General features: G+C 40.5%; 21 protein-coding genes. 18 read left to right on the plus strand and 3 right to left on the minus strand.

Going from position 1 to position 25,343, the window contains the following annotated elements; translation table 11 throughout:
- Positions 1 to 2: 2 nt before the first annotated feature.
- The 11 genes from queG to ACDX78_RS06745 all read left to right on the plus strand — a co-directional run bounded on the left by queG (position 3) and on the right by ACDX78_RS06745 (position 15,176).
- A complete protein-coding gene (gene queG / locus ACDX78_RS06695; protein WP_486026370.1) occupies positions 3 to 1,148 on the plus strand; it encodes a tRNA epoxyqueuosine(34) reductase QueG in 1,146 nt (381 codons plus the stop codon).
- An 81-nt stretch (positions 1,149 to 1,229) separates the two neighbouring features.
- Positions 1,230 to 2,075, plus strand: a complete 846-nt coding sequence (locus tag ACDX78_RS06700; protein WP_486026372.1) for an amidase domain-containing protein — start codon at positions 1,230 to 1,232, stop codon at positions 2,073 to 2,075.
- Between the two features lie 42 nt (positions 2,076 to 2,117).
- The gene (trmL, locus tag ACDX78_RS06705) at positions 2,118 to 2,591 is read left to right on the plus strand and encodes a tRNA (uridine(34)/cytosine(34)/5-carboxymethylaminomethyluridine(34)-2'-O)-methyltransferase TrmL (protein WP_486026373.1); all 474 of its coding nucleotides are present in this window, start codon (positions 2,118 to 2,120) and stop codon (positions 2,589 to 2,591) included.
- 459 nt (positions 2,592 to 3,050) lie between these two features.
- Positions 3,051 to 5,915 (plus strand): 2-oxoglutarate dehydrogenase E1 component, encoded by a 2,865-nt coding sequence (locus ACDX78_RS06710; protein ID WP_486026375.1) that lies wholly within the window; start codon positions 3,051 to 3,053, stop codon positions 5,913 to 5,915.
- Complete coding sequence (gene odhB / locus ACDX78_RS06715; RefSeq protein ID WP_486026377.1) at positions 5,902 to 7,176, plus strand: 2-oxoglutarate dehydrogenase complex dihydrolipoyllysine-residue succinyltransferase; 1,275 nt, start codon at positions 5,902 to 5,904, stop codon at positions 7,174 to 7,176. Before ACDX78_RS06710 ends, odhB begins: the two co-directional genes overlap by 14 nt.
- 420 nt (positions 7,177 to 7,596) lie before the next feature.
- Positions 7,597 to 8,889 (plus strand): NCS2 family permease, encoded by a 1,293-nt coding sequence (locus ACDX78_RS06720; RefSeq protein ID WP_486026379.1) that lies wholly within the window; start codon positions 7,597 to 7,599, stop codon positions 8,887 to 8,889.
- A 129-nt stretch (positions 8,890 to 9,018) separates the two neighbouring features.
- Complete coding sequence (locus tag ACDX78_RS06725; protein ID WP_486026381.1) at positions 9,019 to 10,212, plus strand: NupC/NupG family nucleoside CNT transporter; 1,194 nt, start codon at positions 9,019 to 9,021, stop codon at positions 10,210 to 10,212.
- Between the two features lie 139 nt (positions 10,213 to 10,351).
- Complete coding sequence (locus tag ACDX78_RS06730) at positions 10,352 to 11,422, plus strand: undecaprenyldiphospho-muramoylpentapeptide beta-N-acetylglucosaminyltransferase (protein ID WP_486026383.1); 1,071 nt, start codon at positions 10,352 to 10,354, stop codon at positions 11,420 to 11,422.
- 569 nt (positions 11,423 to 11,991) lie between these two features.
- The gene (locus ACDX78_RS06735; protein WP_486026385.1) at positions 11,992 to 13,029 is read left to right on the plus strand and encodes an ABC transporter substrate-binding protein; all 1,038 of its coding nucleotides are present in this window, start codon (positions 11,992 to 11,994) and stop codon (positions 13,027 to 13,029) included.
- A gap of 80 nt (positions 13,030 to 13,109) precedes the next feature.
- Positions 13,110 to 13,964 carry an ABC transporter permease gene (locus tag ACDX78_RS06740; RefSeq protein WP_486026387.1) on the plus strand — a complete coding sequence of 285 codons (855 nt, stop codon included), beginning with the start codon at positions 13,110 to 13,112 and terminating at the stop codon, positions 13,962 to 13,964.
- A 3-nt stretch (positions 13,965 to 13,967) separates the two neighbouring features.
- Complete coding sequence (locus tag ACDX78_RS06745; protein ID WP_486026389.1) at positions 13,968 to 15,176, plus strand: quaternary amine ABC transporter ATP-binding protein; 1,209 nt, start codon at positions 13,968 to 13,970, stop codon at positions 15,174 to 15,176.
- Positions 15,177 to 15,893: 717 nt separating this feature from the next.
- Here ACDX78_RS06745 and ACDX78_RS06750 read toward each other — a convergent pair.
- Positions 15,894 to 16,463: a beta-class carbonic anhydrase gene (locus ACDX78_RS06750; RefSeq protein ID WP_486026391.1), complete on the minus strand. Its 570-nt coding sequence runs from the start codon at positions 16,461 to 16,463 to the stop codon at positions 15,894 to 15,896.
- A gap of 413 nt (positions 16,464 to 16,876) precedes the next feature.
- Here ACDX78_RS06750 and ACDX78_RS06755 point away from each other — a divergent pair, with 413 nt between their 5' ends.
- Positions 16,877 to 17,107 (plus strand): hypothetical protein, encoded by a 231-nt coding sequence (locus ACDX78_RS06755; RefSeq protein WP_486026393.1) that lies wholly within the window; start codon positions 16,877 to 16,879, stop codon positions 17,105 to 17,107.
- 309 nt (positions 17,108 to 17,416) lie between these two features.
- Positions 17,417 to 18,670 (plus strand): formaldehyde dehydrogenase, glutathione-independent, encoded by a 1,254-nt coding sequence (gene fdhA / locus ACDX78_RS06760; protein ID WP_486026395.1) that lies wholly within the window; start codon positions 17,417 to 17,419, stop codon positions 18,668 to 18,670.
- Positions 18,671 to 19,036: 366 nt separating this feature from the next.
- Here the strand turns inward: fdhA and ACDX78_RS06765 are convergent, their stop codons facing one another.
- Positions 19,037 to 19,192: a hypothetical protein gene (locus ACDX78_RS06765; RefSeq protein ID WP_486026397.1), complete on the minus strand. Its 156-nt coding sequence runs from the start codon at positions 19,190 to 19,192 to the stop codon at positions 19,037 to 19,039.
- 142 nt (positions 19,193 to 19,334) lie between these two features.
- On the opposite strand from ACDX78_RS06765, the gene ACDX78_RS06770 reads away from it, so the two are divergent.
- From ACDX78_RS06770 to dhaM, 5 genes are all read left to right on the plus strand, one after another.
- On the plus strand, positions 19,335 to 20,165 hold the full coding sequence (locus ACDX78_RS06770) for an MIP/aquaporin family protein (protein WP_486026399.1): 831 nt from the start codon (positions 19,335 to 19,337) through the stop codon (positions 20,163 to 20,165).
- Between the two features lie 12 nt (positions 20,166 to 20,177).
- Complete coding sequence (gene glpK / locus ACDX78_RS06775; RefSeq protein WP_486026401.1) at positions 20,178 to 21,671, plus strand: glycerol kinase GlpK; 1,494 nt, start codon at positions 20,178 to 20,180, stop codon at positions 21,669 to 21,671.
- 107 nt (positions 21,672 to 21,778) lie between these two features.
- The gene (gene dhaK, locus ACDX78_RS06780) at positions 21,779 to 22,774 is read left to right on the plus strand and encodes a dihydroxyacetone kinase subunit DhaK (RefSeq protein WP_486026403.1); all 996 of its coding nucleotides are present in this window, start codon (positions 21,779 to 21,781) and stop codon (positions 22,772 to 22,774) included.
- 15 nt (positions 22,775 to 22,789) lie between these two features.
- Complete coding sequence (dhaL, locus tag ACDX78_RS06785) at positions 22,790 to 23,410, plus strand: dihydroxyacetone kinase subunit DhaL (protein ID WP_486026405.1); 621 nt, start codon at positions 22,790 to 22,792, stop codon at positions 23,408 to 23,410.
- Position 23,411: 1 nt separating this feature from the next.
- Positions 23,412 to 23,783, plus strand: a complete 372-nt coding sequence (dhaM, locus tag ACDX78_RS06790; protein ID WP_486026407.1) for a dihydroxyacetone kinase phosphoryl donor subunit DhaM — start codon at positions 23,412 to 23,414, stop codon at positions 23,781 to 23,783.
- A gap of 283 nt (positions 23,784 to 24,066) precedes the next feature.
- On the opposite strand, the gene ACDX78_RS06795 is transcribed toward dhaM, so the two are convergent.
- Positions 24,067 to 25,338, minus strand: coding sequence for an ATP-grasp domain-containing protein (locus ACDX78_RS06795; protein ID WP_486026409.1), 1,272 nt, complete (start codon positions 25,336 to 25,338; stop codon positions 24,067 to 24,069).
- Between the last annotated feature and the right edge of the window lie 5 nt (positions 25,339 to 25,343).

Here is a 25,343-nt window from a genome sequence, read left to right on the forward strand (position 1 = left end):
CAATGAATACTGCAAAGCTTAAACAGGAAATTATTGATTTCAGCAAAGAAATAGGTATTGATAAAATTGGTTTTGCTTCTGCAGATGTATTTGGTGAATTGAAAGAAAGACTGCGCCGCCAACAGGAACTACGTTATCAATCAGGTTTTGAAAAAGGAAGCAATGAGGAACGAACAGAACCGCAGCGCCTATTACCTGAAGCCCAGTCGATACTGTCTATTGCCCTTGCCTATCCATCCCGCATGATCAACCCGCCGAAAGGAAAGAAAGAAGACAGACGCGGGATTTTCGCTCGTGCATCATGGGGAATGGATTATCATCATGTTTTGCGTGACAGGCTGGAAAAGTTGGAGAATTTTATAAATGAAAAAGTGCCGGATGCCAGCACCAAACTGATGGTGGACACAGGAGAGCTATCCGACCGGGCAGTTGCTGAACGTGCAGGCATCGGATTCAGCGGAAAAAATACAGCAATTATTACGGAAGAGTTTGGATCCTTTGTTTATTTGGGAGAGCTCCTCACAAACATCCCGTTTATTCCGGATGACCCTGTTGAAGACAGCTGCGGGGATTGCCGCAAATGTCTTGATGCCTGTCCAACAGGTGCACTTGTCCAAGGTGGGCAGTTAAACGCCCAGCGCTGTATTGCATTTTTAACGCAGACAAAGGATTTTCTTCCTGATGAATTTCGTGCAAAGATTGGGAACCGTGTTTACGGATGTGATACTTGTCAGGTGGTTTGTCCGCGAAATAAAGGTATTGATTTTCATATTCATCCCGAGTTTGAACCGGACAATGAAACAGAGAAACCGAGATTAAAACCGATGCTGCGGATTTCCAACCGGGAATTCAAAGAAACTTTTGGGCATCTTGCCGGTTCCTGGCGCGGAAAAAAACCGCTGCAGCGCAATGCATTGATCGCGCTTGGCCATTTTAAAGATAAAACAGCTGTAGAAGAAATTATCGCTGTTTTAAATAATGATCCTCGCCCGGTTATTCGTGGAACAGCGGCATGGACACTCGGTAAAATCGGCACAGAAGAAGCATTTGCTGCTATTGAAGAAACAATGGAAAAGGAGCAGGATGAAAATGTTCTGGCTGAAATGGAAAAAGGTCTGCAGTTCAGGAGTGGTTATTCGATTAAATAATGTGAGGTCTGCCGACTCATAGATTGAAATAGTTTTAGGGCAAGCCTTCCCCCCATATGCTATCAATGGAGGGGATTTTTTATGGAAAAATTAAAAACATACTGGACGGATTTTTTCAGGTCAGATCGTCTATCCGATAACTGGTGGGGAAGAAAGAAAAAATTATATGAGGAACGAAATGCTGAAATAGTCAGTATTAAAGGTGATGGTCATATTCACCGAACACTTAGGTATGATCATAAAACGATATATAATTATTTTCTGCATTTGGCGTTTTTAATAAAGCAAGAAGGACAATTTTATCGGGAAGAAGCAGTGACTCCATATCAATTTCGGTTGAAAAATGGGGAAATTACAGCGCACAGGCAAATTAGCGTCCTGCCTGAAAGTAAAATTCCAACGATACAACCGGAAGAAGGAAGAGAAGACAGTTTGCTGCGTTTTTCTTATGACCGCCATGCTGCGGTTCAATATGCCGAGCGATGGTGGAACAACTACAACCCTGAATTTCGAAAGTTTGAGGTGGATTGTACGAATTATGTCTCCCAGTGCCTTTACGCTGGAGGTGCTCCAATGTGGGGCCAGCCAAACAGGGAACAGGGCTGGTGGTATGGAGATAGCAACTGGAGTTTCAGTTGGGCAGTCGCGCATTCACTTCGCTGGTATTTAAGCGGCTCTGAAAAAGGATTGAAGGGAAAAGAAGTAGAAAGTGCATCTGATTTAACACCAGGCGATATTATCTGTTATGATTTTCAAGGTGATGGCAGATACGATCATAATACGATTGTTGTTGCTAAAGATGCACAAGGCATGCCATTGGTTAACGCGCATACGGATAATAGCCGGAATCGCTATTGGTCTTATGAAGATTCAACAGCTTGGACAGCAAATATTCAGTATAAGTTTTTCAGGATTGGTGACGATTAGTGGTATACTATACTGCGAAAAAAGAATAAGGAGTAGGGGAAAGTGAGTTTACATGTTGTTTTATACCAGCCGGAAATTCCGGCAAATACCGGAAATATTGCCAGAACCTGCCTGGCTACGGATACGACACTTCATTTAATTCATCCGCTTGGCTTTTCCACAGATGATAAAATGCTAAGAAGAGCAGGACTGGATTACTGGGAGCACGTTGATATAGAGGATTACGATTCCATTGAGTCACTCTACAGGCGATACCCGCATGGGTCTTTTTACTATATAGAAAACTTTGGAACGAAGAAATATACGGATTTTGATTTTAGTCATACAGAGGAAGATTTGTTTTTTGTGTTTGGCAGAGAAACGGACGGAATCCCCCGCGACCTATTACAGGGAAAAGAAGATAGATGCCTCCGTATTCATATGAACGGAAAAGTACGCTCTCTTAATTTATCCAATACAGCTGCAATTATTATTTATGAAGTGCTTAGACAACAGAGCTTTCCGGGGGTAGAATAAGCAGAGCCACCATGATCATACATGGTGGCTCTCATTTGGTCTTCTTTGCCAAAGGAAATATGTTTATTTTTTATACGTCAGATTAAGCAGTAGATTGATCTTTTCTAGGTACTCCTGGTTTTGATTCGTAACCTGAAGTAAAGAAAGATATAAAGAATACCACGATTACGCCGCCTAGCAACAGCAATTTCATAAGGTCATCCTCCTAAGCAATATTTCTATATTATGCCTCTATTATACCTAATAATGCCGCTAATGTGAACTAATGATACAGAAAATTTTATGGATGTAATCATCAAAAAATTTCATCAATAAAAAACAGTTCCCCATTATATTGTATACTGCCGGAAAATAAGGTATATTAGTTGAAGTAGTGCATAGACAGTTTTATAATGAAAAAAGAGTGTAAAACGCCGTTATATAAACGGAAATAGTTAACTTCTAATGGGGGTATAAAAGGTGGCACAAACTGAAGAATCTCATCAAAGATTCTGGGCAGATTTTCATGGTCCCAATATGGGGTATATTGAAGAACAATATGATTTATACAAAGAGGATCCAGAAGCGGTCGATCCAACAATTAAGGAAATGTTCGATTCTCATGGCGCTCCAAAGTGGCTCACGGAACAGCATTCGCAGCAAGTGAGTACAGAGGGTGCATCGATTGATAACGTGAAGAAACTTACCTCAGCAATGAAACTTGTTGAGGCTATTCGTCGTTTCGGTCATTTGGAAGCAGACATCTATCCAGTAGGATTGGAAAAAGAGAGAGTGTCTGAATTGGTTGATCCTGAAACATACGGGTTGACTGAAGATGATTTGAAAAATATACCGGCCTCCTGGTTATGGGAGAAAGCTTCAGGCAATGTGGAGAATGGCTGGGATGTAATTAACACACTGAAAAAATACTATTCAGGTACCATTACCTTTGAATATGATCACGTAAATAATGATGAAGAGCGACAATGGCTGCTCGATTTAATTGAGTCTGGCAATGCTCGTCTGGATTTAACCGATGAAGAAAAGACACAGCTTTTGGAGCGACTTGCTCATGTGGAAGGCTTTGAAGGATTTTTGGCAAAAACATTCGTTGGCCAGAAGCGTTTTTCTATTGAAGGATTGGAAGCAATGGTTCCGATGCTTGATCAGGTAGTTGAATTTGCTATAGCTGATAAAGTGGAAAATATTATGGTTGGAATGGCACACCGCGGCAGGCTGGCAGTATTGGCTCATGTTCTGGGAAAACCATATGATAAAATTTTTTCCGAGTTTCACCATTCACCGGATAAGGAATTAATGCCATCAGAAGGTTCCATGGGTATTAATTACGGTTGGACGGGTGATGTGAAATATCATTTTGGTGCCAAAAAAGTGGTTAAAGAAGATGATAAAATACAAACACGCATTACACTGGCGCATAACCCTTCACACTTGGAATTTGTTAATCCGGTTGTGGAAGGTTTTGCACGGGCAGCACAGGATGACCGTTCAGAAGGCGGATATCCTAAACAGGACATAAATAAGGCAATTCCTGTTTTAATTCATGGTGATGCGGCATTTATCGGGGAAGGCGTTGTGGCAGAAACGCTGAACATGAGCGGACTGCCTGGTTATCGTACGGGTGGAACACTGCATATCATAGCAAATAACCTTGTCGGCTATACAACGAATCAGCAAGATGGCAGATCAACAAGATATGCGAGTGATTTAGCGAAAGGTTTTGAAATCCCAATCATTCATGTAAACGCAGACGATCCAATTTCCTGTATTTCTGCAATGAAAATCGCTTATGATTACAGACAAAAATACCATAAAGATATACTGATAGATCTGGTTGGATATCGCCGTTATGGTCATAACGAAATGGATGAGCCGAGAAGCACACAGCCTTTATTATATAAAGATATTGACGCGCATCCTTCTGCAGCAAATGTCTTTGCAAAAGCACTGGAAGAAAAGGGCACATTGGATGCGGAAGGTTTCACAAAAATAACAAAAAATGTAGAAGATGATCTTCGCTCTATTTATGACAGTATGAAAGAAAATGAAACAGTTGCTGCGGAGGCAGACGATATACCCGAAGCATTGGCGAACGGGCTGGGGCTATTTGAAACAGCTGTACAACTGGACAGGCTGAAATCTTTAAATGAAGGAATGCTGAATCGTCCGGATGGATTCAATGCCTTTAAAAAAGTGGAAAGAATTCTTAAGCGTCGTGCAGAAGCCCTTGAAGAAGGGAATAAAGCCGATTGGGGTACTGCTGAAGCATTAGCCTATGCATCAATTTTAGAGGATGGCATCCCGATCCGGTTGACCGGCCAGGATACGGAAAGAGGTACTTTTGCACATCGTCATAGTGTGCTGCATGATGTGGAAACGAGTGAAAAATTCAGTCCTTTACATGGTTTTGGTAAAGCAAATGCATCATTTGATATACGGAACAGCCCATTATCCGAGACCGGTGTGCTCGGTTTTGAATATGGCTATAGTGTACAGTCACCGGAAACACTCGTTATTTGGGAGGCACAGTTTGGTGATTTTGCCAATGCTGCCCAGGTAATATTTGATCAATTTATTTCAGCAGCACGTGCAAAATGGGGAGAAAAGTCAAATATGGTTCTCCTGCTGCCTCATGGATATGAAGGACAGGGGCCGGAGCATTCCAGTGCTCGTCTGGAACGTTTTTTGCAAATGGCAGCAGAAAATAACTGGATTGTCGCATACCCGACATCATCTGCACAATTTTTCCATTTGCTCAGAAGGCAGGCTGCTTTGCGTGACAGGGAAGAATCAAGACCATTAATCGTCATGACACCAAAAAGCAGCTTAATCCGTAATCAGAGAGTAGCCTCGGCTGCCGAAGCGTTTACAGATGGCAAGTTTCAGTTATTACGGGAACAGCCAGAATTTGAAGTGAATAAGGAAAAAGCGAAAAGCTTGCTGATCGGAAGCGGGAAGGTCATGGTGGATATTGAGGATACGATCGATAATTCAGAGGAGAACTATGAGCATTTGCAGATTTTAAGGCTGGAACAAATTTATCCTTTCCCTGCGAAAGCATTAGCGGAAAAGTTAAATGAATTACCGAACCTGGAAGAAATCGTCTGGGTACAGGAAGAACCGAAAAATATGGGAAGCTGGGATTTTGTGGATGACTATTTAAGGGATTTGCTGAAAGAGGGTCAGACACTTAGGTATGTTGGCAGAGAGAATCGCTCGTCCCCGGCAGTAGGTGTACCGAACGTGCATAAAACAGAACAGGCGCAATTAGTAGAAAAAGCAATTAATCCATCAAAAGGAGGGGATTCTGGTGCAGGAAATTAAAATACCAGAACTGGCAGAATCAATTACAGAAGGAACCATTGCCGAGTGGCTTGTCAAAGAAGGAGACAAAATTGAAAAAGGGGATCCAGTTGTAGAACTAGAAACGGATAAAGTAAACGTGGAAGTGAACGCGGAAGTTTCCGGTGTGCTTGCTGAAATTACAGCAGGTGAAGGAGAAGATGTAGAAGTTGGAGATGTGATCGGTAAAGTAGATGAGAACGCGGAAGCCGGAAGCGCTCCATCCGAACCGGAAGAAAAACCCAAAGAAGAACCGAAAGAAGAGAAAAAAGCAGAACAGCCTAAAGAAGAAGCTCCGAAAAAAGAGGAAAAAACTGAAGAGACTGCCGGTGGCTCCAAAGGAGATGTCATCGCCTCCCCTGCTGCCAGAAAACGCGCAAGAGAGCTAAATATTGATTTATCAGAAGTGAGCCCGCGCGATCCGCTTGGACGAGTACGTCCTGAAGATGTGGATGCTGCTGCTAAAGGATCCAGTGATAAAGCAAGCTCTAAGTCTTCCGATAAAAAGGAAGCAAAAGAAACGGAAAAAACCGAATTTGATAAGCCGGTAGATCGCGTTAAAATGTCCCGCCGCCGTCAGACCATTGCTAAAAACCTGGTTGGTGTGCAGCATGAAGCAGCCATGTTAACGACGTTTAACGAAGTGGACTTAACGAAAATCATGAAACTTCGCAGTGAACGGAAAGAAAAATTTGTGGAAAAACATGGCGTAAAGCTCGGCTTCATGTCTTTTTTCACAAAAGCAGTAGTCGGCGCGCTCAAAGAATTCCCGCTGTTAAATGCAGAAATTCAAGGCAATGAAATCGTTATGAAGAAATTTTATGATATCGGAATTGCGGTTTCCACAGATGATGGCTTAGTAGTTCCAGTGGTACGTGATGCCGACCGTCTTGATTTTGCCGGTGTTGAACGCGAAATTGCCGAACTTGGCACAAAAGCAAGAGATAAAAAACTGAAAATGGATGACTTGCAAGGCGGATCATTCTCAATTACCAATGGCGGTATTTTTGGATCCATGCTATCAACCCCAATCCTGAACGCACCTCAAGTAGGGATTTTGGGAATGCATAACATCCAAAAACGGGCAATGGTGATGCCAGATGATACAATTGAAGTTCGTCCAATGATGTACCTTGCTTTATCCTATGACCACCGAATTGTTGATGGAAAAGAAGCAGTTCAGTTCCTTGTACGCATGAAAGAAATGCTGGAAGATCCATATGATCTGCTATTGGAAGGCTAAATAAATACAGAAATCTATAGAGACCTTGCATGGGTGGAGATCCCATGCGAGGTCTTTTTTTTGCTTCCTATGGTACTTCATTATACCTTTTGCGCTGGATGAGGTACCATAGGTGCTTTCTATGGCACGTCATTATATTTAGGTAGGGGAACTTATGAAGCACTTTCATCTGTCGCTTGTTTTAATAAACTTATTCTAAAGGAAAGTGGTCTGCCGAAGTATACCGTGATGAATTAAGCTGCTGAATAAAAAATCCTTTTGAAGCTATAAATAAAAATAGTATTATTCTAAAATCATACTCATTTCGCCTGCTCGATCAGAGAAATATTTTATAAAACGATATTTATATATTGCAATATGGATAAAAAACAAATATTATTTATAATGTTGTTTATTTTATTCGGAAAGCTAGGTGTAAACATGCGAAAATTCTTCAAGCTAAAGAAAAAAAACACGGATATCCGAACAGAGATAGTTGCTGGAATGACTACTTTTTTGACAATGGTTTATATTATTATAGTGAATCCGGCGATTTTATCTTCAGCAGGAGTACCATTTGATCAAGTATTCATGGCTACAATAATTGCAGCTGTGATAGGAACATTATACATGGCCTTTTTTGCTAATTATCCTATTGCTATTGCTCCTGGTATGGGGATGAATGCTTATTTTGCCACAGTGGTTGCAGCACATGGTGTTTCTTATCAAGTTGTGCTAGGCACTGTCTTTTTGGCGGGTATTATATTTGTTTTATTAAGTTTAACGAATCTCAGGGAGACTTTAATCACCGCTATCCCAGCTTCTTTAAAGTTTGGCATCACATCAGGTATCGGACTTTTTATCGCTTTTATCGGGCTGAGAATGGCGGGGATTGTCGTACCAAATGAGGAAAATATTGTCGGTTTCGGTGATTTAAGGGATCCAATGACGCAACTAACTATTGCTGGACTTTTTATTACGCTCATATTATTTGTCTGGAAAGTGAAAGGTGCACTATTTTTAGGGATGATTGTTACCGGTCTGATTGCTATGATGACGGGTTATTTGAATTTTAATGAAGGATATATTTCCACTCCTCCTGTCCCGGTGTTCTTTGATATGGATATTGCCGGGGTATTCACACATGGCCTTTATACAGTCGTGTTGGCATTCCTCCTCGTTACGATTTTTGATACAACGGGGACTATGATTGGAGTTGCTGAACAGGCAGGTTTAATGAAAAACGGAACGATGCCCCGATCTAAATCGGCATTGCTGGCAGATGCTACGTCAACTACGGTAGGCGCGATGTTTGGGACAAGTCCCTCCTCTGCTTATGTTGAATCATCTTCAGGCGTAGCTGTAGGTGGAAGAACGGGATTGACTTCGCTTGTTGTTGCTATATTATTTGCATTGTCAATTTTCTTCACGCCTATCATCGGAAAAATTGCAGATCTTCCTGCCATCACTGCGCCTGTTCTAATTATTGTAGGTTGCTTTATGATGGAAGGACTTGCCAGAATTGACTGGAAAACTTTTGATGAAGCATTTCCGGCTTTTGCCATCATTCTCACTATGCCGCTGACATCGAGTATTGCTACCGGAATAGCGATCGGTTTTATTACGTATCCATTATTAAAATTAGTCAGTGGTAAAGGGAAAGATGTTCATTGGATTATTTATTTCTTTGGCGTTGTTTTCGTTCTGCAAATGATATTCTTTCCTGCACACTAAACATAAAAAAGAAGGTTATGTGAAAAAATCAGCAGATCTTTCTTTTTTGTGTTAGTTAAAAAGATAACAGGGAACAACTAACTAAGATGAATTATATTTTTTTAAATAAATATAAAGGAGAGTAGCGTTATGGGAGTTCTCCTCGGTATTTTAGCAATCATTGTTGTTATAGGGATCGCTTTTTCACTTTCCAATGACAGGAAGAATATAAATTATAAAGGCATAGGAATTATGCTGCTCTTGCAGGTCTTGATTGCATGGTTTATGTTTTCCACCCAAATTGGACAAAACATGATAAATGGAATAGCTGCTGTTTTTAATCAATTGATTGAATATGGAATGGTAGGAATAGAGTTTGTCGTTGGCGGTTTTGTAATTAATGAGGATGGCGTATTTTTCTTTAATGTGCTGCTCTTAATTATCTTTTTTGCTACAATTCTTTCGGTACTTACTTATATAAGAATATTACCGACGATCATCAAGTATATTGGTGGCGTTATTTCAAAAATCACCGGACTTCCTAGGGTAGAATCATTTAATGCAGTAAACAGTATCTTTTTTGGACAGTCTGAGGCTTTGATTGCAATTAGAACACAATTTCATCATTTAAGCAGAAATCGGTTATATATTGTCAGCGCCTCAGCGATGAGTTCTGTGTCAGCTTCGATCGTTGGTGCTTATCTGCAAATGCTGCCGCCAACCTATGTTCTGCTGGCATTGCCGCTAAACATGTTTAGTGCGCTTATTGTTGCTTCCATCGTTGCACCTGTGAATGTGCGAAAAGAGGAAGATGTCGTGGATATAAAAAATGTAACCAATGACAGAAGTGTGTTTGAAGCAATGGGTAATGGTGCGTTGGAAGGTGGTAAAATTGCATTAATTGTTGCCGCCATGTTAATTGCTTTTATAGCTTCTTTAGAACTGGTTAATGGATTGATTCAGTTAGTGTTTGCGGGAATTACTTTACAGGATATTTTGGGTTATGTTTTGGCACCAATTGGTGTATTAATGGGAATTCCGCTAAATGAAGTAATCCAGGCAGGTTCTGTAATGGGAACAAAAATTGTTACAAATGAATTTGTCGCCATGCTTGATTTTCAGGGGATGATGGATGAAAATGAGGTATCAGAGAAGACAATAGGCATTGTAACCGTCTTTCTAACAAGTTTTGCAAACTTCTCTTCTATCGGAATCATTGCTGGTACCGTAAAAGGGATTGACAGTGAAAAAGCAATCAGTGTATCCGGTTTTGGTATGAAATTATTAGTTGGAGCTACATTGGCTTCTGTTTTGTCAGCAACCATAGTAGGACTTTTCTTATAGAGCAGGTAAAATATAAAAGCTTAGCAGTTGGGAATAAATTTCACTTCCTTTTTTTATTGTTTTTTTATAGGATAGAGAAGGAGTAGTAAAGAATAATATACCGTTTTCCTTCGTTGTGTGGAAGAAAGGAAGAATTTTAATGAAAAAGCGTATCATTTTTACAGGCGGGGGTACCGCTGGGCATGTAGTTGTTAACCTGGCTTTGATCCCCGCTTATTTGAATAAAGGCTGGGAAGTTGATTATATTGGTTCAATAGACGGAATTGAGCGAAATCTTATTGAACCATTGGAGGGGGTGACATATCATCCGATTTCCACTGGAAAGCTTCGCAGATATATGTCAAAGGAAAACCTGAAGGATCCATTTAAAGTATTAAAAGGGACGATGCAGGCAAGGAAAATAATTAAAAAACGAAAGCCTGCCGTTATATTTTCTAAGGGTGGTTTTGTTTCCGTACCTGTGGTACTGGCGGCAAAAATGCAAAGGGTACCTGCAGTTATTCATGAGTCTGATTACACCCCGGGACTCGCCAATAAAATAGCAATTCCATTTGCAAGGAAGGTTTTGGCCACATTTTCAGAGACGATGGAATATTTGCCTGAGAAGAAAAGAGAGTATGTTGGTGCTGTCATTCGTGAGGAGCTTTTTCAGGGGGAAAAGGATAAAGGCTTGTATTTTGCGGGTCTCACAGGGAGGAGACTGCCAATATTATTGATCATGGGAGGAAGTGCCGGATCGCAAAAATTAAACAGCATCATAAGAGACAATCTGCAGGAATTATTACAATCATTCCAAATCATTCATATTTGCGGAAAAGATAATATAGATACGTCGGCTTATGCTGCAGGTTATGCACAATTTGAATATGTAAATGAAGAGCTAAAGGATATTTTTGCAGCAACGGATTTCGTTGTTTCCAGAGCTGGATCGAATGCCATATTTGAGTTTGTGGCATTGCGCATCCCGATGCTGCTCATTCCTTTGTCTTTAAAGGCAAGCAGGGGAGACCAGATTGTGAATGCAAAGTCCTTCAAGGAAAAACAGTATGCACTTGTGCTGCAGGAAGAGGAGCTTACAGAAGAGACATTATTGTCAGAGCTAGAACAGCTGCAAAATCGTGCACCTGTCATGATCGATAAGATGGAAAATTTTAAAAGCGAAAAAGCACGTGAACGTGTAATGGATATTATTGATGAAGTGCAAAGATAAAAGAACAGTCTCCTGTGTTCAAGCAGGAGGCTGTTCTTTTAATACGTTGGAAAGTATTAAACTTTGGAAGTCATGGATAAAATAGCTATATTGTTTAGGCTTTTTTGTTAAAGTGGCCAGCAATAGTGAGGTATTAGGATGGTATGAGCATATTTCGCAGTCCCAGGGTGCAATTTATACATAAATAGTCGGTCTCTATGGTTCTTTTTCCATATATTTTCAATTAAACATGAGAGAAAAGTAATAGAATATCATATGATTCGTGATCTTCAGCTCATTTGCAGTATTTTAAAGTTATTTTGACTATATTGCCAATATACCAAGTATATATCACAGTGATTGCGGAATAAACATGCTTTATCGTTCATTTTGCCGATTTTGCCGAATTGATTAAAGTACGTTAATTTATTAAACTTAATTTGTTACAAAATAATTACAGCGATTTCCCCCCTCCACTTCTTATTATTTTTGTCCACACCTGCTATATTTTCATTTATGGAATAGTGAATTGTATGAAGGACAGATGATAAAGCTATATGAAAAGAACTAGACGGAAGGAGTAATAATTAATGAAAAAACTATTATTTTTATTGTCTGCTGCAGCTTTAATGGTACTTGCTGCATGCGGCGGTGATTCGGAGTCGGAAAGAGATTCCGGTACAAATGATGAAGCCGGATCGAATGGTGGAGACATCGATACCATTGTGTTCGCTGATGCTGGATGGGACAGTATTAGAGTACATAACAGTATTGCCCAGATGATTATTGAAGAAGGATATGGTTTTGATACGGATGTAACTGCAGGGTCAACAGCTGCTACCATTCAAGGTTTACGTGATGGGGATATTAATGCATACACGGAAGTCTGGACAGACAATATAAGAGAAGTTCATGAAGAAGCGGTTGAAGCAGGGGATTATGAAGTGGTGTCCACAAATTTCGACGATAACGATCAGGGACTGTACGTTCCGACTTATGTAATAGAAGGGGATTCGGAGCGAGACATTGAGCCTATGGCACCTGATTTAAGAACAGTGGAAGACCTGAAAAACTTCCCTGAGGTATTTGAAGATCCAGAAGATCCGGAACGCGGCCGAGTAATAAATGCACCAAGCGGCTGGGCTGTAGCGGATCATATTGATGATAAATTTGAAGTATACGGGCTTGATGAAACATTAAATAACTTTATGCCTGGTTCGGATGCTGCGATTGTGGCAGATTTGGCATCAGCCTATGAGGGTGGCGAAGCATGGGTCGGCTACTATTGGTCTCCAACCTGGGTTACGGCAGAGTTTGACTTAACACTGCTGGAAGAGGACCCTTATGATGAAGAAACATGGAATGAAACAAGAGCTACTGAATTCCCTCCGAATGACGTAGTAGTTGCTGTTCACAAAGACTTACCGGATCAAGCACCGGATGTCGTGGAATTTCTCAGTAATTATGAAACAAGCACTGAATTGACAGAAGAAGCATTGGTGTATATGGACGAAAATGATGCATCTCCGGAAGAGGCGGCAATCTGGTGGATGAATGAACATGAAAATCTCTGGACAGGATGGGTTTCCGAAGAAGTAGCTGAAGATGTAAAAGCTGCTATGCAATAATAGGGGGAGCAGCTGGCAGTCCAGCTGCTTTTCTGTATGAATTTGGAGGTGAAGAGACCATTTAACCTTGTGGTCGGATTATGAATGAATTTCCCGATATACAGACACAATTAGGAGATTATGTTGATCAGTTTGTCAGCTTTCTCGATACAACATTTGAAGGTTTTTTTGATTTTATTTATTTTGTGGCTTCCCGAACCATTAATATGATCGATGATGTTCTCGTTTGGCTGCCGTGGTGGCTATTCATCGTTTTTATTTTTTTATTGGGATGGTACTTTAAATCGGTTTTTGCAGGTCTGCTTTATAGTCTTTTTATATTTTTAATTGGAACATTCGGCTTATGGACTGATATGATGACAACCATAGCGATTATTATCACAGCGGTACTTATTTGTTTAATCATCGGTATTCCTTTAGGGGTTTGGATGTCATTCAGCAAAGGATTTTCAACGGTTATGCGGCCAATCCTGGATGCAATGCAGACGATGCCAAGCTTTGTTTATTTGATACCGGCGATATTTTTCTTCGGTTTAGGAAATGTGTCGGCTATTTTCGCGACATTAATTTATGCGGTGCCTCCGGTTATACGTTTAACGGAACTGGCCATCCGCGGTGTGGATAAAGAAGTTGTCGAATCTGCTCAATCATTTGGTTCATCCAGATGGCAAATGCTCGGGAAGGTTCAACTTCCGCAGGCAGTTCCGACGATCATGGCTGGTGTAAACCAGACAACCATGATGGCACTGGCTATGGTAGTTATCGCATCCATGGTAGGTGCGTCAGGGCTTGGTGAACAGGTATTAGTTTCCATTAATCGGATTGATATTGCATTAGGATTCGAAGCAGGAATCAGTATCGTATTTTTGGCGATTATCATTGACAGGATTACCAATGGACTTGTAGAAAAACTGCAAAATAAGAGGGGAGGTTAATACATGACAACACAGGTGAAAGTGGAACAGGTATCTAAGATTTTCGGGTCAAGACCAAAATCCGTCATCCCTTTAATAAAAGAAGGAAAAACAAAGGATGAGATTTTAGAAGAAGCGAATCATACTGTTGGCGTGTATGATGCCTCGTTCGAGATTAATAAAGGTGAAGTTTTTGTCATTATGGGTTTATCAGGCAGTGGAAAATCCACATTAATACGCTGCTTTAATATGCTGAACAAACCGACAACCGGATCTATCCATGTTGAAGACGAGGATATTGTTCAATATTCACCCAGCCAGCTGAAAAAATTCAGGCAGGAAAAAGTAGCGATGGTATTCCAGCATTTTGGTTTATTCAGCCATCGTACGATATTGGCGAATGTGGAATATGGCCTGGAAATTCGGGGTGTTCCAAAAGAAGAGAGACGGGAAACAGCAATGAAAAACATCGAAAATGTCGGTCTGAAGGGATATGAATACAAATTTCCTGATGAATTATCAGGAGGGATGCAGCAGCGTGTCGGTTTGGCACGTGCGTTAGCCAATGACCCGGATATTTTGTTAATGGATGAACCTTTCAGTGCGCTGGATCCACTTATTCGCCGCGAGATGCAGCTGGAGCTCCTCGATCTTCAGGAACGTCTGCAAAAAACAATTATTTTCATTACCCATGATGTGAATGAAGCATTTAAGCTTGGTGATCGTGTGGCAGTGATGAAAGACGGTCGTGTCGTGCAGGTGGGAACACCGGAGGAAATCATTGAACAGCCTGCGAATGATTATATATCTGATTTCATCAAGGATATTGACAGATCGAAAGTATTTCAGGCAGAGCACATAATGATTAAGCCCAATGCTTTAGTTTCCATGAAAGACGGCTTAAATGTAGCGGTGAAAGAAATGAGAGAAAACGGCATATCCAGTGTATTCGTTGTTGATCGGGGCCGTCATTTAAAAGGAATTGTCACGATAGATGATGCCATTAAAGGAATAAAGGAAAAGCAGACACTAGAAGAAGTGATGACAGAAAATATTACTTCCGTAAAACCGGATGAATTTGTAAGTGATTTAATTCCAAAAGCATTGGAATCAAGCCTTCCATTAGTTGTCGTAGATGATACAAATAAAGTACTCGGTATCATCTTACGGGTACATGTTTTGTCCGGATTAGTAGCCGAAGATGTAGAAGAAACAGAAGAATATAATGGATAATTAATTGAGATTGTTCCCACAAGGGCAATCTCTTTTTTTATGTTGTTTTAAGTCATAAAACTAGAGGATATTTCTAGTGGAAAATTTATGGTAGAAAAAGGTCTCATGGACAAAGGCTATTCTAAATGCAGTGCAGGTTTCTCGAAATTACGATGCAGGTCGAATAGAGGATAACTATCTGCCGTATGGAAGTTAGAAATCACCGTGCAAGTCATATAGAGCAAATCTATTTGCCGTTTTGATGTTAAAAATTACCGTGCAGGTCAGATAGAGCCTTTCTATCTGCCCTTTAGAAGTTAGAAGTTACCGTGCAGGTCAGATAGAGCCTTTCTATCTGCCCTTTAGAAGTTAGAAATCACCGTGCAGGTCAGATAGAGCCTTCTATCTGCCCTTTAGAAGTTAGAAATCACCGTGCAGGTCAGATAGAGCCTTTCTATCTGCCCTTTAGAAGTTAGAAATTACCGTGCAGGTCAGATAGAGCCTTTCTATCTGCCCTTTAGAAGTTAGAAATCACCGTGCAGGTCAGATAGAGCCTTTCTATCTGCCCTTTAGAAGTTAGAAATCACCGTGCAGGTCAGATAGAGCTTTTCTATCTGCCCTTTAGAAGTTAGAAATTACCGTGCAGGTCAGATAGAGCTTTTCTATCTGCCCTTCAGAGATCTGAAGCCGCTGATGAAATGTCCATGAGAATAATTTTTCAAGAATGTTTAAAGCACCTTAACGCATTTCGTTACTTTCATCCTTCGTCACTACATCTACTTTTCCCGTACCCGGGTCGATAACGAGGCCGTGTACTTTGACTTCTGCTGGCAGGAGGGGATGGTTTCGGATAATGTTAACACTTTGCTGCACAGATTCTTCCACTGTATCAAATCCGTGAAATTCCTCATTGAAATCAATTCCTGCATGTTCGAGAGCATTCAGTGTATCAACCGGAATTCCGCGCATTGCCATTTCCTCTGTTAATGCATTTGTGTCCACATTCGACATGCCGCAATCATGATGTCCAATGACGGTCACTTCCTCAGCCTGCAATTTATAAACTGCTACGAGAATACTCTTCATCACACTGTCAAAGGGCTTCCGGATAATTGCGCCTGCGTTTTTTACCATTTTCACGTCACCATTTTCCAGGTTTAAAGCTCGCTGAAGCAATTCAATGAGACGGGATTCCATACAGGTGAAAATAACCATTCGTTTATTTGGTATACTATCGGTTTGATAGGCTTCATAACTTTTTTCTCCAACAAATTTCCTATTATAAGCAAGCATTTCTTCTAGATGCATAGATTACAGCTCCTTTAGTGTAAGTACTTTAGTTTTGGGGATAGCAGGAGGATCAATTTCCATTGAACCTTGTTGTATTTGCTGAATTCTTTATATTATTATATGTTTTTATTCTTATTACATCAAATCTGAACCAACATAACAAACAGGTTACTTCTCCCGGATATTAAAAAACTGTCATTCTGAAAATAATTAACTTAGCTGGTAATAAGAAACATATTATAAATTGACAGGCAGCAATAAATAATACATTTTGTTAAGCGGTAAATTAAAGGGGTTACATTGTTCCATTTACTCTTGAACCCTTTGCACTAAGACAAAAGGATTATTAACAAAAAATTCACACAAAACTATTGTTTGTATTTGTAGATTATTGTATAATGGTGTTACAAAATAAATAAGGGGTGAAGGAAATGGGAGAATTGGTTCGCAATTGCCGTTTATGTCAACAACCAATGGAAAGAAGTCCGTTTATGCTTTGCATGACATGCCTGACAGAGACTGATAGAGTGCAAAGTTTTATCAGGAAAAACCCTCTCGTTTCTATTGAAGAAATATCCCGTTCGACAAATGTGCCTTATGAAAAAGTGGAAAAGATGGTTCATTTAGGTGTGGAACATAAAAATGATGTAAAAGTGAAGTGACATAAAAAGGATCATTAACGAAACGCTATATGGTAAAAAAGATATATATGCAAAAATGACTCTATCATACAGGAGTCATTTTTTCATGGAAAATTATTAAGACCATAACTACAACATAGAAAAAAGCAGAGATTTTAAGTGCCAAGTTCTCAAGATTCGCTAAAAAATCCGAACATTCCGGATGAAACTGTCGAATTCAGTCAAAAAATCTATTTATTTGCAATTAATATAACCATTGAAACTTTCAGTAATATATAATATAGTTAGTAACAGAAAATGCTTGTCAATTCAATTAAAAGGAGTGGTAACATGTCAGGAAATAAAGCAGTTGTTTACGTGAAACCAGGAGAAGTAGAGATTCGGGATATTAGTTATCCGGATCTTGTTTTGCGCGATGGTCCTGGAGTTAACCCATTAAATGTGGGCAGGAAATGTAACCATGGGGTGATTGTTAAGGTTGTTTCAACGAATATTTGCGGCAGTGATCAGCATATGGTGAGGGGACGGACAACTGCGCCAAGCGGATTGGTATTGGGGCATGAAATTACCGGTGAAGTTATCGAAGCAGGCAGCGATGTGGAATTTATTAAAAAGGGGGATTTAGTATCCGTTCCATTTAACATTGCTTGCGGTCGTTGTCCAAGCTGCCGGAAACAGGATACACATATTTGTGAAAATGTAAATCCGGATCGTCCCGGATCGGCTTATGGATATGTTGATATGGGAGGATGGGTTGGCGGTCAATCCGAGTATGTAATGGTTCCTTATGCAGATTTCCAATTATTGAAATTTCCTGATAAAGATCAAGCTATGGAAAAAATACTTGATTTAACTATGCTTTCCGATATTTTCCCGACCGGCTATCATGGGGCTGTAAGCGCAGGAGTGAAAACTGGATCCACAGTTTATATCGCCGGAGCGGGTCCTGTAGGATTGGCAGCTGCACATTCTGCCCAATTGTTAGGCGCTTCTGCAGTAATTGTCGGGGATTTAATCGAAGAACGATTAGCACAGGCAAGAAGCTTTGGCTGTGAGACGATAAATTTACGTGAGCATGATGATCCCGGTGAGCAAATTGAGGAAATCCTAGGCACTCCGGAGGTGGATTGTGCCATTGATGCGGTAGGATTCGAGGCGAGTGGTCATGGAGAAGGAGCAGAAGAAGCCCCTGCTACTGTATTGAACTCCATTATGGGACTGACAAAAGCCGGCGGACGCTTGGGGATTCCTGGCTTGTATGTAACCGGAGACCCTGGGTCAGCAGATGAAGATGCAAAAGAGGGAACACTAAAAATCCGTTTCGGCTTAGGTTTCGCTAAAGCACATACATTTGTTACCGGTCAAACACCTGTTATGAGATATAATCGAGATTTAATGAAGGCAATATTAAGTGGAAGAGCGCAGATTGCTAAGGCTGTGAATGCTACCGTAATTTCACTTGATCAGGCTCCTGACAGCTATAAAGCATTCAATGGCGGAGCTTCAAGGAAATTTGTTATAGATCCGCATGGAATGGTTAAAAATCGACACCATCTGGAAGCTTCACAGCAATTAACAAACTAATAATTTTCAAGGATTATTTGCAGCCCTTGAAATGTGCGTTTGATAGAGGAAAATGATCACTGCCATTATCCGAAACACGGCGGAGGAGATAACCCGTACTTTAATAGAATTTTCCTGTTGGAAGTGTGTCTATTAGGGGGCGGGTTTATTTCCTTATACATAATCAAACTTCATATTATTCTTTAAAATGATATTGGACTGAACTCAGATATGCATCAGTCAAATATATTAAGAGATAAAAAGAAAGAGAACCCCAACACCTGCAGACGAACATAATTAGGTTGCCACCAGCAATTATCAAAGTTATAAAAGGTATATTCACAGCCAAACTTTCATAGATATAAGTTGGATAAGCTGCACAATTAACTAAACGGCAAGCACGGCAAAAAAAGGTTTGCAGGCACAGTCAATAACAAGTGTTATAGAACTATGCACAGCCGGAATGTTAGTGTTAAAAAAGATCGGCGGGAGCATATCATCAATAGCTGTAATAGGTATATTTCCAGTCATAACTTTATTCATTTATATCATCCCGGCAACATTTTATCCTTACAAAAATAATAGTGCAGCTTAGCTTATGGGTAAGCTTGGCAATAAGTCTGTATGCGAATTTTGCTTTTGGAATCTGGCAATTAACGATTAATAAAAAAGGGGTGTATTACGGATGTCAGTCTTTCTGGCTGAGCTAATTGGTACGATGATTCTCATTATCTTAGGTGCTGGTGTCGTAGGTGGCGTAGTTTTAAAGAAATCAAAGGCAGAAGGTGCTGGTTGGGTAGTTATTACGATTGGATGGGGACTTGGTGTTGCTATGGGTGTATATGCAGTCGGCAATTTTTCAGGTGCACATATTAACCCGGCAGTAACATTAGGCTTTGCGGCTGCAGGAGAGTTTCCATGGTCACAGGTTCCGGTGTATATTACAGCACAGATGATTGGTGCAACCATTGGTGCTGCGATTGTCTTTTTCAATTATTTGCCGCACTGGAAAGAAACCGATGATCAGGGGGCTAAACTGGGGGTTTTTGCGACAGGACCGGCGATTCGCAGTCCTTTCGCCAATTTAGTCAGTGAAATGGTTGGTACATTTGTACTTTTGATGGGGCTTATGTTCATTGGCGCAAATGAATTTACCGAGGGGCTTAACCCACTTATTGTTGGTGCATTAATTATAGCGATTGGTATGTCTCTGGGTGGTGCAACAGGGTATGCGATAAATCCAGCGCGTGACCTTGGCCCAAGAATTGCCCATGCACTTTTGCCAATTCCGGGGAAAGGCGGGTCTGATTGGGGCTATGCCTATATTCCAGTTGTTGGGCCTATTATTGGCGGTATATATGGTGCAGTTTTTTATAATGCCATGTTCTTAGGAGACTTTTCCGTGATATTTTGGTTATTTACTGTTATTGTAGCTATCATCCTAATTGGTGCTGCCAGTGCTGAATTGAAAAACACCAATTTATCACAGAAAAATAATCAAAATGAAGCTGTATAGGGGGGAATGAACATGAATGATCAATTTATTTTATCCATTGATCAGGGAACTACCAGCTCTCGTGCCATACTATTTAATCATCTAGGAGAGATTGTTGCAACGGCACAAAAAGAGTTTGAACAATTTTTTCCAAAACCCGGCTGGGTGGAGCATGATGCGAATGAAATATGGACTTCTGTTCTTGGCTGCATAGCTGAAGTGCTGCGAAAAGCTGATGTAAGCCCCGCTCAAATTGCCGGTATCGGTATTACAAATCAGCGGGAAACGACAGTGGTATGGGATAAAAATACCGGAAAACCGATTTATAAAGCTATCGTCTGGCAATCCAGACAGACTGATAGTATCTGTAAAGAATTAAGGAAAGCTGGCCATAACGATTTATTCAGAGAGAAAACGGGATTATTGCTTGACCCGTATTTTTCCGGCACAAAAGTAAAATGGATATTGGACAATGTGGATGGTGCCCGGCAAAAAGCGGAAAATGGAGAACTGCTTTTTGGCACAATGGACACATGGCTTGTTTACAAGTTGTCTGGAGAGAAAACGCATATTACCGATTATTCGAATGCTTCGAGAACGTTAATGTTTAACATTTATGAACTTACGTGGGATGAGGAGCTTCTCGATATTTTAACCGTTCCAAAGAGTATGCTTCCGGATGTTCGTCCGTCTTCAGAAGTGTATGCAAATACCGTGGATTATCATTTCTTTGGGTATGAGGTTCCAATCGCCGGTATTGCCGGTGATCAACAGGCAGCACTATTCGGGCAGGCGTGCTTTGAAAAAGGGATGGCAAAAAATACGTATGGAACCGGCTGCTTCATGCTAATGAACACCGGTGAAAATGGTGTAGCTTCAGAACATGGTTTGCTTACGACATTGGCCTGGGGTATCGACGGAAAAGTGGAATATGCGCTGGAAGGCAGCATTTTTGTTGCTGGATCAGCGATTCAGTGGCTGCGTGACGGGTTGAAAATCATTGAAAATGCACCGCAAAGTGAAATGTTTGCAACAAATGTGGACGCGACAGACGGTGTATACATGGTACCTGCATTTGTGGGTCTTGGTACACCGTACTGGGATAGTGATGCACGAGGTGCCGTATTCGGATTAACGCGTGGTACAACGAAAGACCACTTTATCCGTGCTGCATTGGAATCGTTGGCCTATCAGACAAAGGATGTGTTAGATGCCATGACTGCAGATTCCGGTATTGATCTGAAAACATTAAGAGTGGATGGCGGAGCAGTTAAAAATAATTTTTTAATGCAATTCCAAAGTGATATGCTCGGTGTTCCGGTAGAAAGGCCGGTGGTTCGGGAGACAACAGCTTTAGGATCTGCCTATTTAGCTGGATTAGCTGTCGGGTTTTGGAAAGACAAACAAGAAATTGCAAAACAATGGCAGAACGAGAAAACTTTTAAAGATAAACTGGAAGGCGAAAAACGTGATAAACTTTACGCCGGATGGAAAAAGGCTGTAGAAGCAGCCAGAACATTCAAATAAATAATTTCGTACGAGAGGTCTGCATTATCTTCGTCAATAAAGATAAGGTTGACCTCTTTTTTTAGGGAAATATTGTATAATAGAAGTGATGAAAGGAGAGAAGGCGGATGAAGAAAATAATTAATGATCCAAATCAAGTGGTACGGGATATGGTACAAGGTATGATAACAGCTCATCCTGATGCATTTAAGCAGATACCGGATACGATGGTACTTGCCAGAAGCGATGCCCCTGTTACAGGTAAAGTTGGCATTGTCAGCGGCGGTGGAAGTGGACACGAGCCGGCACATGCGGGTTACATAGGGAAAGGTATGCTTGACGCGGCAGCAACCGGTGAGGTTTTTACTTCTCCAACTCCTGATCAAGTGCTTGAAGCAATTAAAGCTGCTGATGGAGGTACAGGCGTACTATTAGTTACTAAGAATTATACCGGTGATGTGCTTAACTTTGAAATGGCGGCAGAACTTGCAGAGGCAGAAGGAATTCAAGTGGAAACAGTAATTGTAAATGATGATGTGGCAGTAGAAGACAGTTCATTTACCAGCGGACGAAGAGGGATTGCTGGAACCATCTTTGTTCATAAAATTGCCGGTGCAAAAGCAGAAAGTGGTGCAATGCTTGCGGAAGTGAAAGCAGCGGCGGAAAAGGTAATTGCAAATGTGCGTTCCATAGGAATGGCACTGACGCCGTGTATCGTGCCCGCTGCGGGTAAACCAAGCTTCGAATTGCAAGGTAAAGAAATGGAAATTGGCATCGGGATTCATGGTGAACCCGGGATAGAACGAAAGCCAATTGCATCTGCGGATGAGATTGCAACAGAATTAACCGATAAAATTTTTCGTGATTTTGATTTTGGAAACGGCAGTGATGTTGCGGTCATGATTAATGGATTAGGTTCTACACCGCAAATGGAACTGTACATCATAAACAAAAAAGTAAATAAAATATTAGCGGCAAAAGGAATGAACATATATAAAACGTTAATCGGAGAATACATGACATCACTGGAAATGGCTGGTTGTTCTGTTACCATACTGAAATTGGATGATGAACTGAAATCATTATTGGATGCCGAATCAAACGCACTAGCTTTTCGCAGCTAAGGAGATGAGTTAAGCATGGAACTTACAGTAAAGGATTTAGTTCAATGGTTTGAAATAGTCAATGAAAAAATACAAGCAAATAAAGATTATTTGACATCTCTTGATCAGCCAATAGGAGACGGGGATCATGGCATTAATATGGCTCGGGGCTTCCAGGAGACAGTGAATAAAATAACGTCACAGGACTATGAAGATGTTTCTGCTGTGTTCAAAGATATTGCGATGACAGTAATGGCCAAGGTCGGAGGTGCTGCCGGGCCGCTATATGGCACTGCATTTCTAAAATTTTCGATGGCAGTAAAAGGAAGCCGCTCCGTAAATTATGAGCAATTTACAAGAGGACTTGAAGCAGCAGTAGTCGGTGTGAAACAACGTGGGAAATCGGCTGCAGGGGAAAAAACCATAGTGGACGTCTGGCAGCCAGTAACTGAACACTTCAAGGATGAAAGAGGTTTTCGATCAGTTCAGTTATTCGAGGTTGCGAAACAGGCTGTGGAAGATACGAAAGAAATGATGGCTACAAAAGGACGAGCTTCCTATTTTAAGGAGAAGTCGATTGGACATATCGACCCGGGAGCCTTTTCATCTTTTCTTATTTTCGATGCACTTGATCAAGTTTTAAAGGGGGATGCCTAACATGTCCCATGTAGGTATCGTGCTGATCTCCCACAGTCCCAAAATAGCTGAGGGGCTAAAGGATCTGATTCGGCAAGTGATACAGGTTGTTCCAATTGAGCTGGCCGGTGGAACAGATGAAAATGACATTGGAACAAGTATAGATAAAATAATGAATGCCATCAGAAATGCAAACAACGGCAAAGGTGTATTGCTTTTCTACGATATTGGCAGTGCAAAAATGAATGCGGAAATGGCCATCGAAATGGCTGAAACAGAAGATGTAAGACTTGTGGAAGCACCACTGGTAGAAGGCGCTTATACAGCAGCAGTCGAATCCGGCATGGGAAAAGGTTTGCAAGATGTCCATGATGCGGTGATCAAGTCTTGTTAAGAAAGTCCTGAAAATGTTTCGTTCACGTGGTGGGGTAGATGAAAAATTATATATGCAGGTAAGAGGTTTCTTACCTGCATATTTGCCTTTGGCGCATTAAAGGTTTTACCAGAAAACATAAGGGTTTTTTAGAGAGTAAAATACACTGTCAGACCGAGTGTTGCATAGTCAAAATTACATGATCTATTAAGATATTTAAAATAACGGTTATGGCATTTTCTTTAACATACGTTTTCTTTTGAATGGTCTCGCCACTCAATAACTACAATGCTAACTCCGTTACCTAATTACTATGCCTAGTTAAGGAAAATTCTGTCTTATACTTAATTTCTATTGAATTAATCAAGCTTAGTGCAATATTCTTTGCTGATTCAGGAGTATCGCCAACTGTAATGATATATCCTAATCGATCATCAGAACTTTTTGGTTTGTATATATTCTCAGCTGACTGTACTTCAAATGTTGTTCGAACAACCCCCGAATGACTATTCAAATTTTCGATATTCGTATATCTTTCTAAAATCCCTTCTTTCTCTGCAGTCAAGAAAGCAACTGCAGATCCTTTATTCTTGGTTGCTTTTAAATCAATAGGCATATTTAGATAAAAATCAATTGTGGCATCAAAAATGTTAATTCCCTTAGCTTGTATTAATAAATCTGAAGCTATTTGATCTCCTCCAGGTCTACCGTTAATCTCAATGATTTTGGGCCTCTCCTTTGTCATCTTTACTTCTACATGGCTCGGACCGTTAATGAGGCCAATGGCATGAAGAGCTTGAACAGCAGCATTGACGAGCCTTTCCTCTGTATCCCTATCAATCATTGCAGGGATGACATGGGCGGTTTCAACGAAATAAGGTGGATTACTGATAGTTTTTTCCGTGACAACGCTCATAAGTGTTTTACCCTCTTCCAGAAAAAGCTCAATACTGTACTCTTGTCCTTCAAGGTATTCTTCTAACAAATACTCATCCCTTACAGCAAACCCAAGATAGCTTTGTTTGAACAATGACAGTTTCTTTAATGCACTTTTTAATTCCTCTTCGTTCCTTACTAAATATACACCCTGGCTACTTGCTGCATTCGTTGGTTTAATAACAGCCGGATATTTTATATATTGAATAGCTGTTAGTGCTTCTTCATAGCTTTTTATAATTTGATACTTTGCACAAGGAACCTTATGATTCTTAAAAGCTTCTTTCGCCAAATCTTTATTTCTAGCCTTTACCGCTGCATCATAGGTGATATTTTTTAAGCCTAGTCTCTCTGCTGCCATTGCCGTTATATGTGATGCAAAGTCTGTAGCAGGTATTAAAGCATCCAATTTTTGATTATAGGGCGACTCCTGAATTGCTTTAAATATAGATTGCGCATTTCGGATGTCTGCCATAATGAGATCATGATAATACCCTTCGTAACCATATTTATTAGGATTCTTCTCGGAATGGGTAATAACTACTACTATATGACCTTTATTAAAAGCCGATTTTACAAAGTCAACTCCATAAAAGCTTGGTTCAACTAAAGCTACCACGTGGTTCATTCTTTTTTTCACAACAA

Source organism: Virgibacillus oceani, from assembly GCF_041521345.1.
In the GTDB taxonomy this organism is placed as follows: domain Bacteria; phylum Bacillota; class Bacilli; order Bacillales; family Amphibacillaceae; genus Virgibacillus_N; species Virgibacillus_N oceani_A.